Genomic DNA, 12,809 nt, shown 5'->3' with positions numbered 1-12,809 from the left:
AAAAAGTGTTACTAATACAAGTCGGTTCTTATTAAATTTAGAAGCCAAAATGGGATTTCCTATTCATACAATACAAACAGATAATGGTCGTGAATTTACAAAGTGAGAGATTTTATTCTCGTAAGTTTAATAGTATGGAGAGTTTTCTAAAAGTACATAGTCGATATGCTAATAGATATAATAACATTGCACAAAAAGTCTTAAACTTTAAATCACCAAACCAAGTTATAACAGAGTACTTTATGAATCAAAAGGCATAGGTATTTGTCACAAATGTTTGATTACTCTAGACTATCAACAGCTGTATTATAGCATAGTTCTTGCGTAGATAGATTTAAAAACGATATAATAAAGTATACATGCGTCTATAGCTCAGTAGGATAGAGCAGCAGTTTCCTAAACTGCGTGTCACTGGTTCGATTCCGGTTAGGCGCACCAGTATAAGCGAATGGGTATAAGGGTTTGATAGACCTTATACCCATTTTTATTATTATAAAAATTGTTCCATGGTGATACAATTAAATTTAGGTTTTAAAACCAAAATTGTGATATAAAACATAAAAATTAGGTTTTGAAACCTTAAAATGATATAATATATATATATAGAATTAGGTTTTAAAACCCATTTGGTGAGGAGATGTGTGCATGTCATTAGTATCGCGACCATATTATTTAGATTTTCTTCGAAGACATAAAGATAGACCTATCATTAAGGTTGTTTCTGGTATACGGCGTTGTGGTAAATCTACGTTGTTTAAGTTGTTTCAAGATGAGTTATTAGCCGATAATGTAACAGCTGAACAAATTATTGATATTAATTTTGAGTTGATGGAGTATGATAAACTAAGAGATTATCGGGCTTTATATGAATACATTAATGAACGGATTATTCCAAGTAAAAAAATGTATCTATTCCTCGATGAAATTCAGCATGTACCATCATTTGAGCGTGTAGTAGATAACTTCTTTGTACAAGATAATATTGATATATATATTACAGGTTCTAATGCTTATTTTATGTCCTCTGATATGGCTACATTTCTCACAGGTCGCTATGTACAAATTGAGATGCTTCCCTTGTCTTATAAGGAATATGTTGATGCCTATAGTGAAAGTGGGCTTTCACGAATGGTCTTATATGAAAAATATGTAAGTGAAGGCTCATTCCCAGGGCTTTTACATATGTCGGAAAATTGGCAAGGTCGGCAGGATTATTTACAAGGGTTATTTAATACCGTTGTTTTAAAAGATATTGTTGATCGATTAAAAATTGCAGATATTAAATTACTTGAAAGTATTGTGAGATATATTTTTGCCAATATTGGTAGCTTGATTAATCCCACAAAGATTGCAAATTCATTAACAAGTGCAGGTCGAAAGGTAGATAATAAAACTGTAGAACGTTATCTTAGGGGCTTAGAAGATAGTTTACTGTTATATAATACAGAACGATTTGATGTGCGTGGCAAAGAATTATTAAGGTTACGTCCTAAGTATTATGTAGTGGATATGGCTTTTAAGCGACTATTACTACCTGATATTAACCGTGATAGGGGGCATGTATTAGAAAATGTTGTATACCTTGAGTTGCGGCGTCGAGGATATACAGTATATGTTGGACAATTAACAAAGGGCGAAATCGATTTCGTTGCTCAAAAGCCTGGTGGTATATTAGAGTACTACCAAGTATCAGAAAGTGTATTGGATCCAACTACTAGAGACAGAGAGTTAGCACCATTAGAAGCAGTTAACGATCAGTATCCTAAATTTTTACTCACTATGGATGAGCTTTATAAACCTCATAATTATAATGGAATTCAGCAATATAATGTATTAGATTGGTTATTAGGGATGTGATAATTCACATCCCTATTTTTGAATCTATATATTGTTATTTAATATACTTATAAATCATGCTATTTAGTTTATAAATAATGATATAATAAGATAAAATAGGATATTTGTATACAGTTGTTAAGTAAAGGTGCATCCTTATGAGTTTTTCCAATTGGATTCAAGAAAAATTATTCGACAATTACGAAGAGTGGCGCATGAAGAGCCCTGATTATAATCGGAACGGTTTTAACATAGTAGGAATAGATAATACCTTAAAGGCTATGCATGATGGATATTTCATGTATGTTGAATTATATCCACCTCATGCCATCGATGGATGTACAGCCATGAAAGCACGTGTAGGTAAAAAGCAGGATGCAGTAGATTTATTCTTAGATATAGATGGCAAGACCTATCGTATGGCTGATGTAAGTTATCCTGACGCAGTGAAGATAATGCGGGCTTTTGTGAAAAAACGCAGAGTACCTGATTGTAGTTTGTGTGTAGAAGTAGCGTATCTAGATATCGATCAGATGCGATCTACATTTACAGAGTTAGCAACGTTGTTGTTAGGCGATGCTAAACAAGCCAAATCATTCATGTCCAAAGCAAAGTTACATTCCATGGAAGAACTAGAAGATAGCTGGTGGAATCTCTATGAGACGTTGCTATCTACTGATCGTGCTGTAGAGTTATCTTTGAAAATCGAATTAGAGGATTTTCTTTATTATGTGCAGAAGTTAATCCATAATAAAAATTTATCTACTGATGAAAATTTAACTGGAGATGTATCTATTGATACATCCGCATTCGATGATAGTCAATGTATTGGGGACTGGTGCGCATATTTTAATTCCACGTGGAAAAACCAGAAGTTAGTAGGTATGGACATCGGTACAGATAGTTTGGTGCTCATGGTACTTTCAAATGAGGAATTTAAAAGAGCCCAAGAACTAGCGAAAGAATTATTACATAGAATCGATGTAGCTGAACGTTTGTGATATAACGAAAATTATAATGTAGTGGCACGATTATAATGTGGCCGTATCTATAAAAAGGTTGTAATTCTTAACTGTAAACAATTTGCACTGTATAAATGTGATGAATAGGAGAGAATCATATGAGTATTGTACGTCTACCAGAATATGAAGCCGAGTTTGAGCCGGAAGTGTTTGAAATCTATGCATTGCCGCGTAGTGATGCAAATGGCGCTAGTCCTTATTTAGATAAGTACCATAGACCGCTGGTGTCTACCGATGCTATCCTAGATACTCGGACGGGCGTGCTTGACCGTAGTGAAGGCATTTTGACGTGGATTATTGAGGGCCTTGACGATAGATGGGGTTATTCTTTTGAGCCCCATGGGGTCTATAAATTGTTAGTTAAGAAAGCAAAATTCTTAGAGGATTTGGGCTATATGCGTCCTTCTTGGAATAATCGCTATTATGTGCTTGAGGTGTTAGAGGAACATGCTAAACATAGCGAGTTAGAGGCTTTGTCAGCTTATTTGAAAACCCCTAAATACCTTCATACTGACAGGGGTGACTTCCTGTTAAATCGAGAGTATCAATATTACACAGCGAGAATTGATGATTATGCATTCACCCTTGATGTAGACGAGGGTTCTGATGAAAGCTGTACTGTAGCGTTGGCGGCTTTCAATAAAATCGACAATTTCAAAGCATTTGAACAACGAATTAGTACCTATATTAGTGAGACCTTATTAGATCTTGCTAATGATTGGCTTGACAATGATGACCAAGATCCGATTACGGCTGACGTATTTGCCAAGCGTATTACTATGGGCGAATTGGCGTTCCGCAATGATGGCACCATAGAGGTCTATTATGACGATGACGATATCTTCTGGGGTCACTGCATCATAGTCAATATTGATGCGGAGGGGAATCCTGTACATGCGGATATTGCAGGATAATCAATTAATGGAGAGTCCTAATGAGAAAATCGGAATTAATGACATTATGGAATGTTGAAAGCTGGACTGTAGAACCGCATGGCGTTTATTTCGTATCTCGACGATTGGGCACTAATCGCTTAGAGAATGAAGCGCAAGCCTTTCAAAACCTCAATATTAGTTGCACCGATTATACTGAGGCTGAGGTGCTTTCACTACCAATGTGGGAACAATTATATGTTCAATTAGATGAATTGGATCAACTGGCACAGGAAATCATACAAAAGGAAATATCGCAAGAAGAGTCTGTTGTGCTAACACTAACGGATATAATGTTAGATAAATCAGGTTGTTACGACGCATTTGCACTAGGTTATGATATGGGCGAATCGACCGCGGGACAACTATATGTATTAGTATCTTTTGATAAAAATTTTACGGCTCGACAAGATGTTATATATGAAACGCTCTAGAGTACTTGTTAGCAATGGATCTGTTTGTATAGCTGAGCTAAGCTGAGAGTCTATTGGATGTTAGTATGGCAAGGCTTAACTATCAATATAAATAATAAACAGGAGAGAGACGATGGAAAATCTGTATAAAGAATTAAGAAGCTTTTTTGCCAATGATATTGACCTAACTGATTTGTTTGATTCCGAAGCTATCATCTGGATTGACTGGCGCGAGTATGACGAAGATGTGGTGAACTATTTCAATGATATGATGGATGAGCCTATCGATATTAAAACGGTTAGTAATGGCAAGCCCTATGGTGACGATATTGTGCTAAAAAAGGGCGATAAAGAGCTGCAAATTCCTTACGGTGATGAGCAAGATCGAGATGTGACCATCAAATATTTCAACGATTTCGTTCAGCCTGATTATGAGGTGCGTTGGTTTACTGAAAGCCTTGGAAACGATACGCTCGGATTTACCGTGCTTTCAGTGTCAGAATGGGCCAAATTAGATGATGAATTTGGGGCGGATACGGTTCGCTATTATTTTGAACCTATCGATTTTGAAAGCGACTTGTTTAATCTCGGCATGGATGAAGTCTTTGCGTTGCTTGCGTTACGAGAAAATAGTGAAGGCGTTAATACTCAATTTAGTACACAATTAGACTGGATTAGAATCATAAATAAAGAAAAGACCTTGGCTGAACAAAAAGAGAACGGACAAATTGACTTGAAACAATACATGGTCGCTAAAAAAGAACTACAACAGAGTAAGGATGATTTTATTGCCGCTCATGGTCCGATGAAATAACCGGTAATGCGTCGATAGAATAAGAGGTTATCAATATGGACTATTTAGAAACATTACGAAATGACGCTAAACTAGCTGAAGATTTTGATACGCTATTCGATTTTCGCTTGCTAGATGCGTTGGAGGAACGCGATACCGCTGAAGGTCGCTGCACGTTCTCTGTGCCGGGGATGGCATTTGCTGTAGATGGTGCTGGCGGTGAATATCATCTATTGGAGGACGGATCCATAGGTTATTGGAGTAGCGAGGGTGCTGCGGGCCGTTTGGCTGAAAGTATGGATGATTTGTTTCATTTGATCGTTTTTAGTATTTGTTGGCATGATTACTGTGACTCAAGTAAGTATGCTGATGCGGCAACACTTGAAGAATATGGTCAGAATAAGCAGTTGGATATTATCTCTTATTCGCCGATGGAACTTTGGGAACCCATTGTGAAAGCTTTACATATGCCCATAGACATGAAACTTTCACCTGTTTTACAGAAATTCTATGATGCGGCGCATCGTGAACCTGTATATGCTTGCTATTTCCATGAAGATGATGGAACCGTTACAGAATCACAAAATCTGTTTTTCTAGACGTATTGTTTAAAAGGAGAATTATATGGCTATTGATGGAGTAAAAATCATAGATAGTGATGATGGCCATGATATTTATAATTTGATTGTTGAGCGCTATAGAGATGGCACTAGTATTGATACCATTGTTTCAGAGATTTTGGCTGAAGAGCAGAATTTTTGTACTGACGAATTCTATACAGAAATTTATTGGACTGCCGTAGCCTATTCGCTTTGGAAGATAGGTCATTTATCGCAGGATATTAAAGAAAAAGCATTAGCCATAATCGCAAAGAGCGCTCATGAGTTTTGGCTAGAAATCGATAGCAAGGCCCTTAAACAACGTCAAAAGGCGTTAGATACATTAGCCGTACAACTACAAAGTGAAAATCCAAAGCCTCTAAAGGTTCGTAAATCTAAAACAAAGCGAGAACCTCATGTTAAGGTGGGCGATGTATTAGCTGTTAAGTTTAAAAACGAGTATGGAGCTATTTTTGTATCTGACGTGGATCAATCACCGCGGAAAATCGAGTACCATTTGGCTTGTACGCGGCTTTTACAAAAAGAAAAACCTACAATGGAGCAGTTTTTAAATAGTAAAATCGCCTGCCGGAAAGACAATACAAATTTCGGTATCGATACCGACTGTTGGTTTACGCATAAGGATTTAGGTTTATTGTTAGATGATTTGGAAATCATCGGAACTGTTGAGCTATATCCGTGCAAGCTGTGGAAACTAGCACCAGCAGGCACGTTGGAAGATATCTATGAGGAGATTGTAGATAATCCTAGGCTAGGAAAACTGCGTCTCATAGACACCTATGAACTGGTGAAAGAGGTTATTCAGAAATAATCTTCGGGAGAATGCGTTACTATAAAGGTGTAAATTTAATGGATACTGTGACGAAACAATATATAGAAACTGTGAAAGTCAGTGACATACCCTGGCATCGTTTGACCACAACTTACGGCCGTGCCACAGATTTTCCTGCTCATCTTGAGGTGTTGTGGGATATGAAGAACGTTGGTGCCATTGATGTGGCAGGTGAAGAGCTGGCCCAAAACATTGAGCATCAATCGACTTTATGGCATGCTACGCCCTTTGCATTGATTTTTCTATTACGTATTTTTAAAAAAGCCGTTGAAGAACAAGGTCATAATGAGGTAGCAAAGTATTTAGTAAAAGAATTAGCTGAATTATTCATAATTATTGCTGAGTGTATTAGAGATGGTCTTATGCTAGAACATGCAGATCCACTACCGAGTTTTGCGGATATGCTCAACGAAGAATATCTTTGGTCTGAAGAGTACGATGAAGATGAAGATATTCTTAGATATGAGGAAGAAGAGGTATTTCCGGATGACCTGTTCTTTAGCTTCTATTACTACTCACTGCAAGTACTTTTATTTGGTAAGCCATTATTGGATGAAGCTAATGAAGAAGAGGGGAAATTGCTAGAACTACTGACAGAGATTGACCACTAATAATCTACGGAGGGTTTAGACTATGGGATTGATTGCAAATTATAGCTGTTTAAGCGATGCGAATTTAAAAAAGCTTAAAGCTATGGGCTCAGAAGAAGAGGAAATTCTTGAAAGTGTTGAAGAGTGGAATGACGACGATGAGTTATTGCTTGATATCGACAAGATGTGGGATGTACTCCATTTTGTGCTAACTGGTGTGGGCACTGACCATAAAGACGATAAAAATCCTCTTAGCCAAGCGGTACTAGGTGTAATGGCTGTTGAGGATATATCAGACTATGTAGCATATACAGAACACAATCATTTAGCCAATATCGTGGCAGCTCTAGATCAATTTGATATTGAAAGTGCACTCGAATCTTTTGATATGACTGCTTGTAAAGAAGCCGAACTTTACCCAAATATTTGGGACTATGACGAAGAAGAGGAGGAAATCAAAGATGAAATTCTCCACGATTTCGAGCAGATGAAGGTGTTCTATAAAAAAGTGCTAGAAGCGAAGGGGCATGTGCTTGTATCAATTTGTTAGGCCCGTTATAATCTGTTGGACATGGCTCTGGTTATAGATAAAGTAATTATAGGACTGACGAAGATGAGGAATTATAAATGGCAGTGTTAACAGAAAAGCAAATTAAATATGGCTTTGACTACTATCATAAGGATGAGAAACAACTAAAATCTGTAGTTGAGGTTTCTGAATATGATGGTGAAGATAGGCTGATGATTAATTGCACACAGCTAGATGAAGACTATTCTGCCAAAGATAAAAAACGTATTTTACAGGAGTGGTGTAGTTTTTTAGTTGAACATCCAGATATCTTTACAGAGCTCATGTTTTGTACAAGAATGCCACAGGAGTTATTTGATGCGGTGTGTGCCCAACGGAGACTTAAAAGGTTACATATAAAATGGGGTGTTTATCCAGATATTTCAAAATTAGAGAACTTACAAGAACTAGAATATCTACACATTGGATCCGGTAGAAGCGTATCGAGTTTGGAGTCTATATCAAAATTAGAAAAATTAGTGGCTCTGTCGATTGAGAACTTTCAAAAAATTGATGATTATGCGCCATTAGCTAATCTAAAACATCTTGAAAGTCTTGCTCTAGAAGGTGATTTCGCGGCTCCTAAAATTCTTAAGGTTCAATCATTGGGATTTCTACGCCATATGAAACAGCTGCGATTCTTTAGTTTCTTGACCGCTAAAGTGATGGATACAGACTATTCTCCTATTTTAGAACTCCATAATCTAGAACATCTTACATTAAAATCTTGTAAAGAGGTTAAGCAGTTGTATCCTCAATTAATTAAATTACCAAAGTTGAAGTATGGCACTGTATTAGAACGACCGGAATTATATGAGTAATAAATTATGAAAAGGCAATAATTACAATGGACAAAGCACGTAAAAAGGAATTATTGAAAGACTATAAAGCTAAAGAAAAACAGAATTTTCAAGATAGCTTACCTATGGACGAAGAGTTGTTTTGGAATCTCTTTGACTATGTAGACGAGAAATTAGAGGCGAATGACGGTTGCGACCATAGTTTGACTTTCACAAGAGAATTTTTAGAAACACAAAAGATAGATGTTGAAAGCGTACTAGATTGGATTATCAACGAAGGTGGCGGTTGTGATTGCGAGGTTCTCTACAATGTAGAGGAACGTTTTGAAGAGTACCGTTAATAGTATTTTCTATAGTTAATTCCTTTTATTTACAAGTGTTACCATAAAGGTTTATAGTATAGGCATGTGATGTAATTATTCACATGCCTATTTTCTTTATAAGGAGGACGCTATGCAACACGTTCAAACCCGCAGTACTACATCCGCGTTAGTACTCACAGCCGTATTGATTGCCCTCGCTACATTGCTTACAATGTATACGAAAATTCCAGTACCTGGCATACGCGGCTATTTCAATGTTGGAGATGTCGTTATCATGACATCCGCTTTATTATTAGGTCGAAAATATGGTGCCTATATCGGTGCTATTGGACCAGCGCTAGCCGATTTGTTCCTTGGCTACGCAGTCTTTGTACCAATCACCTTTGTGGTGAAAGGCATTGAAGGCTATCTTGTCGGTACTGTCTATAACAATAAGACAACTACCTCTGCTTTGGTAGCAACTATCGTAGGTGGTGTTATTATCGTAGCAGGCTACTTTATCGCCGAATACTTCGTATTTGATCCAGGCGTAGCCATTGCTAGTATTGTGACTAATACCATTCAAGCCGTTATGAGCGTTATTATTAGCATGATTCTCTATGCTATCTTGCGTAAACGCCTGGGGTAGTAAATTGACAGTCTCTAGAATTCAGACTATATTATAAGTACAAAAGAGCCAGTTAATGTGTTCTAGGCGTTAGGCTCATTAAAGAATTGAGAAATTTGATAAACCTAACGTGTCTAAGTATTGCAGTACTTAGTCGCGTTAGGTTTATTTTTTGGCTTAGTTTGTATTAATATTATTTATTGAATAAAACATAAGTTCGATATATAATGTAATTAAGATAGTCGACGAGGTTGGGTCGCCCTTTTTCTTTGAAGGGGGTGAAGCCTATGAGTGCCTACGAAATCATTATGATTGTCCTTGGGATTTTAACTGTAGTTATTTCCTTTGGAGCATTGATAGTGCTGATTTGTCGTAATAACGACAAATAGCCCTTCGTTACCAACTGGTAGCTGAAAACGAAAGGCCATTTCTGCATGTTTTATAATGTTTTGGGATGAGCCTGACGGAACCACTCGTCGACTATCTCTTTATTACATTATAAAGAGGTTAACCTATATAGTCAATTCGAATAAGAGAGGTAAATTGACAGTCTCTAGAATTCAGACTATACTATAAGTACAAAAGAGCCAGTTAACGTGTTCTAGGCGTTAGGCTCATCAAAGAAACAAGAATTTGATAAACCTAACGTGTCTAAGTATTGCAGTACTTAGTCTTAAACGTTAGGTTTATTTTTTACCTAACTCACGTTAATGGCTCTTTCGTTATTAATATATAGCGGATTTTAAATATTGAAAAATACGAATTAATTTCGTACAACTTGTACAAGAATAAAAGGGAGGCTCCATCAAGAGTCTCCCTTTGTTAGTTATAAATAGACTAATATTTAGTAATAGATTTTTTGTTGCGGTCGTTCCTTAATTACAGTATGTTTCGTTCTTCAAAGACCGCTTTCACCGTAAACAGTGCATTCAGTACGCGTGGAAATCCCGCATAGGGGATGCAGTGAGTACAGACCTCTACGATTTGCTCGGGCGCGATACCGACATTGAGTGCCGCATTGGTGTGTACTTTCAGCTGTGCCTCGCAACCGCCCAGCGTTAACAGGGATGAGAGCGTAATCAGTTCCCGTTCCTTGAAATCCAGGTTGGGGCGCGTGTAGATGTCGCCGAACAGCTCGACCAATAAATCGGCTATGGCCGGTGAAATCTCTTGAATTGTGTTATACACCTCCTCGCCGTGCAGCCCGTCAATTTGTTTCAATGTGTTCATACCGATGTTAAAACGTGTTTCTTTCATAATTATTACCTCCGTCTAGACGTATGATATATGCTCGAGTATACTTGAGGTCAAGGTGGTGAAAGTATGAAAATTGGTGAATTTTCAAAATTGGTGGGACTGTCTATTTCTACATTACGATATTATGAGGATCAAGGGTTCCTTCACATTGAGCGGCAGAACGGCATTCGCAATTATCATGCGGAGGATGTGGGGTTTGTGCAGTTTATTAAACGCCTGAAAGATATGGGAATGCCACTTGTGAATATCAAGCGGTATGCGGATTTAAGGTATGCCGGATCTCATACGGTCCATGAAAGAATGACCCTGTTGCAAGACCATTATCGGTTTATTGAGACCGAAATTAAACGATTGGAAGGTTATAAGAATAATCTAGAAGATAAGTTAGAGTTGTATGAACATCTTTTGAATCAAGATTACAAATAATTGACATACGTATAAATACGTATTAATATATATATAAATCAAAAATATAAAAGGACGGTGATTAAAGTTTGACCACACCAAAAGAGTTAATGAAGGTTTTAATAAAGGATGGTTGGTATATTGATAGAGTTAGAGGTTCACATCATATATTAAAACATCCAACAAAAAATGGGCGAGTGACTATAGCACTACATAAAGAAGATTTAAAACCTAAAACATTACAAACAATCTTGAAGCAAGCGGGGCTTAAATAGCCCCCTATCAAGATAAAATGGTGGAGTTAAGATAATCACAAGCTGAATGTCTAGATAGGAGGAAATAATGAGAAAGGAAATGTACCCAGCTGTATTTAGTACAGACGGTGAAAATGGATATACGGTAAGTTTTCCAGATTTATTAGGCTGTGTAACTGAAGGCGATACTTTATGTGAAGCGGTAGAGATGGCTGAAGATGCACTAGGTATTTACTTGTATTCATTGAGTGAAGATGGAGAGGACTTTCCAAAAGCAAGTAATCCAATCGATATTAAATGTAATGAAGGGGAGTTTATAGATTTAGTAAAATGGGACGAAGAAGAGTATTTAAAAAGAACAGATAACAAGGCTGTAAAAAAGACTCTCACAATCCCAAGCTGGTTAAATCATAAAGCAGAAGAGAAACAACTTAATTTTTCACAAATTTTACAACGAGCTTTAAAGCAAGAACTAGAACTAATATAGTATAAATATTTATAGATGATGTGCTTAGATTAATTAAATCTAAATTTACGAGCGTTTCAATGAAGGGATAAATGTATAATACTTTCATTATGTAGTGAAAAAGGAGATCTAAATGGCAAATTTACCTAACTGCCCTAAGTGCGGCGATGAATACACATACGAAGATGGTCATATGTTTATCTGCCCTATGTGTGGCAATGAATGGACAGCGGCTGACGCACAAGCTGCAGCTGAAGCAGGTATCATTCGCGATGCTAACGGCAATGAACTAGCTGATGGCGATACCGTTGTTGTTGTAAAAGACCTCAAAGTAAAAGGCGCTGGCGTATTGAAACAAGGTACGCGTGTTAAAAACATTCGCCTCATTTCTGATGCGAGCGACGGACACGATATTGATTGCAAAATCGATGGTTTTGGTGCGATGGCATTGAAATCTGAAATGGTTAAGAAAATCTAATCATGGAATCCCTACCGATAGAACGTCGGTAGGGATTTTTTCGTGGTATAATCAAGGTATAATGTGTTACGTAAATTTGTATAATTTTGAGGAGCAATTATGATATCTCAGGAGGAATTAAAGGCGTGTACGTATAATTTATTAAAGGAACGAGGCGTTACCGTTCAGGACATTGCAGATATTGTGATGATGATTCAACAACCATATATTCCTGATTTGACGATGGACGAGTGCGTAGAGAGTGTACAGGCCGTACTTGAAAAACGAGAAACACAAAATGCCATCATTACGGGCATAGAATTGGATAGATTGGCGGAGCAGAAGAAATTATCTGAGCCATTACAAAGTATCATGACTCGTGATGAAGCGTTGTTTGGTATTGATGAAATCCTCGCTTTATCCATTGTGAATTTATACGGATCTATTGGATTTACGAACTATGGTTATATTGATAAGGTAAAACCGGGCATTGTTAAAAATCTAGATAGTCAAGTTGATAGTCATTGCAATACGTTTCTTGATGATTTAGTTGGTGCCGTGGCGGCCGCTGCAGCAGGTCGCATTGCCCATAATACGCCGAATCGGGTGCACCATGTCGTTGTGGAGGGATAGA

General features: G+C 37.3%; 18 protein-coding genes and 1 tRNA gene. 18 read left to right on the top strand and 1 reads right to left on the bottom strand.

Annotated features, from left to right (window positions below; all coding sequences use genetic code 11):
* The first annotated feature begins 361 nt into the window (after positions 1-361).
* The 13 genes from HMPREF1504_RS05815 (at position 362) to HMPREF1504_RS05755 (ending at position 9,357) form a co-directional block, all read left to right on the top strand.
* Positions 362-438 (top strand) — tRNA-Arg (locus HMPREF1504_RS05815).
* A 207-nt stretch (positions 439-645) separates the two neighbouring features.
* Complete coding sequence (locus HMPREF1504_RS05810; protein WP_038124256.1) at positions 646-1,857, top strand: ATP-binding protein; 1,212 nt, start codon at positions 646-648, stop codon at positions 1,855-1,857.
* A gap of 137 nt (positions 1,858-1,994) precedes the next feature.
* A complete protein-coding gene (locus HMPREF1504_RS05805; protein ID WP_038124253.1) occupies positions 1,995-2,837 on the top strand; it encodes a DUF6630 family protein in 843 nt (280 codons plus the stop codon).
* A gap of 119 nt (positions 2,838-2,956) precedes the next feature.
* Positions 2,957-3,772 (top strand): DUF2262 domain-containing protein, encoded by an 816-nt coding sequence (locus HMPREF1504_RS05800; RefSeq protein WP_038124250.1) that lies wholly within the window; start codon positions 2,957-2,959, stop codon positions 3,770-3,772.
* Between the two features lie 20 nt (positions 3,773-3,792).
* Positions 3,793-4,224: a hypothetical protein gene (locus HMPREF1504_RS05795; RefSeq protein ID WP_038124247.1), complete on the top strand. Its 432-nt coding sequence runs from the start codon at positions 3,793-3,795 to the stop codon at positions 4,222-4,224.
* Between the two features lie 112 nt (positions 4,225-4,336).
* The gene (locus HMPREF1504_RS05790) at positions 4,337-5,017 is read left to right on the top strand and encodes a hypothetical protein (protein ID WP_038124243.1); all 681 of its coding nucleotides are present in this window, start codon (positions 4,337-4,339) and stop codon (positions 5,015-5,017) included.
* A 35-nt stretch (positions 5,018-5,052) separates the two neighbouring features.
* Positions 5,053-5,595: a hypothetical protein gene (locus HMPREF1504_RS05785; protein ID WP_005381180.1), complete on the top strand. Its 543-nt coding sequence runs from the start codon at positions 5,053-5,055 to the stop codon at positions 5,593-5,595.
* A 25-nt stretch (positions 5,596-5,620) separates the two neighbouring features.
* On the top strand, positions 5,621-6,427 hold the full coding sequence (locus tag HMPREF1504_RS05780; protein WP_038124240.1) for a hypothetical protein: 807 nt from the start codon (positions 5,621-5,623) through the stop codon (positions 6,425-6,427).
* 38 nt (positions 6,428-6,465) lie between these two features.
* Positions 6,466-7,059: a hypothetical protein gene (locus HMPREF1504_RS05775; RefSeq protein WP_005381158.1), complete on the top strand. Its 594-nt coding sequence runs from the start codon at positions 6,466-6,468 to the stop codon at positions 7,057-7,059.
* Between the two features lie 22 nt (positions 7,060-7,081).
* Positions 7,082-7,588 carry a YfbM family protein gene (locus HMPREF1504_RS05770; RefSeq protein ID WP_038124238.1) on the top strand — a complete coding sequence of 169 codons (507 nt, stop codon included), beginning with the start codon at positions 7,082-7,084 and terminating at the stop codon, positions 7,586-7,588.
* A 77-nt stretch (positions 7,589-7,665) separates the two neighbouring features.
* Entirely contained in the window at positions 7,666-8,427 is a 762-nt protein-coding gene (locus HMPREF1504_RS05765) for a hypothetical protein (protein WP_038124236.1), read from the top strand.
* A 26-nt stretch (positions 8,428-8,453) separates the two neighbouring features.
* On the top strand, positions 8,454-8,747 hold the full coding sequence (locus HMPREF1504_RS05760) for a DUF2695 domain-containing protein (RefSeq protein WP_005384616.1): 294 nt from the start codon (positions 8,454-8,456) through the stop codon (positions 8,745-8,747).
* 112 nt (positions 8,748-8,859) lie between these two features.
* Positions 8,860-9,357 (top strand): ECF transporter S component, encoded by a 498-nt coding sequence (locus tag HMPREF1504_RS05755; protein ID WP_038124232.1) that lies wholly within the window; start codon positions 8,860-8,862, stop codon positions 9,355-9,357.
* Between the two features lie 858 nt (positions 9,358-10,215).
* Here HMPREF1504_RS05755 and HMPREF1504_RS05750 read toward each other — a convergent pair.
* Positions 10,216-10,593: a carboxymuconolactone decarboxylase family protein gene (locus tag HMPREF1504_RS05750; RefSeq protein WP_038124229.1), complete on the bottom strand. Its 378-nt coding sequence runs from the start codon at positions 10,591-10,593 to the stop codon at positions 10,216-10,218.
* A 66-nt stretch (positions 10,594-10,659) separates the two neighbouring features.
* Here HMPREF1504_RS05750 and HMPREF1504_RS05745 point away from each other — a divergent pair, with 66 nt between their 5' ends.
* The 5 genes from HMPREF1504_RS05745 to HMPREF1504_RS05725 all read left to right on the top strand — a co-directional run bounded on the left by HMPREF1504_RS05745 (position 10,660) and on the right by HMPREF1504_RS05725 (position 12,808).
* Entirely contained in the window at positions 10,660-11,019 is a 360-nt protein-coding gene (locus HMPREF1504_RS05745) for a MerR family transcriptional regulator (protein WP_038124228.1), read from the top strand.
* A 68-nt stretch (positions 11,020-11,087) separates the two neighbouring features.
* Positions 11,088-11,273 carry a type II toxin-antitoxin system HicA family toxin gene (locus tag HMPREF1504_RS05740; protein WP_005377959.1) on the top strand — a complete coding sequence of 62 codons (186 nt, stop codon included), beginning with the start codon at positions 11,088-11,090 and terminating at the stop codon, positions 11,271-11,273.
* 67 nt (positions 11,274-11,340) lie between these two features.
* On the top strand, positions 11,341-11,739 hold the full coding sequence (locus tag HMPREF1504_RS05735) for a type II toxin-antitoxin system HicB family antitoxin (RefSeq protein WP_005378116.1): 399 nt from the start codon (positions 11,341-11,343) through the stop codon (positions 11,737-11,739).
* A 112-nt stretch (positions 11,740-11,851) separates the two neighbouring features.
* Positions 11,852-12,196, top strand: a complete 345-nt coding sequence (locus HMPREF1504_RS05730; protein ID WP_005378010.1) for a zinc ribbon domain-containing protein YjdM — start codon at positions 11,852-11,854, stop codon at positions 12,194-12,196.
* 99 nt (positions 12,197-12,295) lie between these two features.
* Positions 12,296-12,808 carry a phosphatidylglycerophosphatase A gene (locus HMPREF1504_RS05725; protein ID WP_005378081.1) on the top strand — a complete coding sequence of 171 codons (513 nt, stop codon included), beginning with the start codon at positions 12,296-12,298 and terminating at the stop codon, positions 12,806-12,808.
* Position 12,809 lies beyond the last annotated feature (1 nt).

The sequence above is a fragment of the Veillonella sp. ICM51a genome, assembly GCF_000524355.1.
GTDB lineage: Bacteria > Bacillota > Negativicutes > Veillonellales > Veillonellaceae > Veillonella > Veillonella atypica.
This window is presented reverse-complemented; position numbering and strand designations above follow the sequence as displayed.

Coding starts and splice junctions, on each gene's coding strand:
- HMPREF1504_RS05805 (WP_038124253.1), top strand. CDS start 1,995: ATGAGTTTTTCCAATTGGATTCAAGAAAAATTATTCGACAATTACGAA.
- HMPREF1504_RS05770 (WP_038124238.1), top strand. CDS start 7,082: ATGGGATTGATTGCAAATTATAGCTGTTTAAGCGATGCGAATTTAAAA.
- HMPREF1504_RS05755 (WP_038124232.1), top strand. CDS start 8,860: ATGCAACACGTTCAAACCCGCAGTACTACATCCGCGTTAGTACTCACA.
- HMPREF1504_RS05765 (WP_038124236.1), top strand. CDS start 7,666: ATGGCAGTGTTAACAGAAAAGCAAATTAAATATGGCTTTGACTACTAT.
- HMPREF1504_RS05735 (WP_005378116.1), top strand. CDS start 11,341: ATGAGAAAGGAAATGTACCCAGCTGTATTTAGTACAGACGGTGAAAAT.
- HMPREF1504_RS05785 (WP_005381180.1), top strand. CDS start 5,053: ATGGACTATTTAGAAACATTACGAAATGACGCTAAACTAGCTGAAGAT.
- HMPREF1504_RS05775 (WP_005381158.1), top strand. CDS start 6,466: ATGGATACTGTGACGAAACAATATATAGAAACTGTGAAAGTCAGTGAC.
- HMPREF1504_RS05725 (WP_005378081.1), top strand. CDS start 12,296: ATGATATCTCAGGAGGAATTAAAGGCGTGTACGTATAATTTATTAAAG.
- HMPREF1504_RS05780 (WP_038124240.1), top strand. CDS start 5,621: ATGGCTATTGATGGAGTAAAAATCATAGATAGTGATGATGGCCATGAT.
- HMPREF1504_RS05750 (WP_038124229.1), bottom strand. CDS start 10,593: ATGAAAGAAACACGTTTTAACATCGGTATGAACACATTGAAACAAATT.
- HMPREF1504_RS05810 (WP_038124256.1), top strand. CDS start 646: ATGTCATTAGTATCGCGACCATATTATTTAGATTTTCTTCGAAGACAT.
- HMPREF1504_RS05745 (WP_038124228.1), top strand. CDS start 10,660: ATGAAAATTGGTGAATTTTCAAAATTGGTGGGACTGTCTATTTCTACA.
- HMPREF1504_RS05790 (WP_038124243.1), top strand. CDS start 4,337: ATGGAAAATCTGTATAAAGAATTAAGAAGCTTTTTTGCCAATGATATT.
- HMPREF1504_RS05760 (WP_005384616.1), top strand. CDS start 8,454: ATGGACAAAGCACGTAAAAAGGAATTATTGAAAGACTATAAAGCTAAA.
- HMPREF1504_RS05795 (WP_038124247.1), top strand. CDS start 3,793: ATGAGAAAATCGGAATTAATGACATTATGGAATGTTGAAAGCTGGACT.
- HMPREF1504_RS05800 (WP_038124250.1), top strand. CDS start 2,957: ATGAGTATTGTACGTCTACCAGAATATGAAGCCGAGTTTGAGCCGGAA.
- HMPREF1504_RS05730 (WP_005378010.1), top strand. CDS start 11,852: ATGGCAAATTTACCTAACTGCCCTAAGTGCGGCGATGAATACACATAC.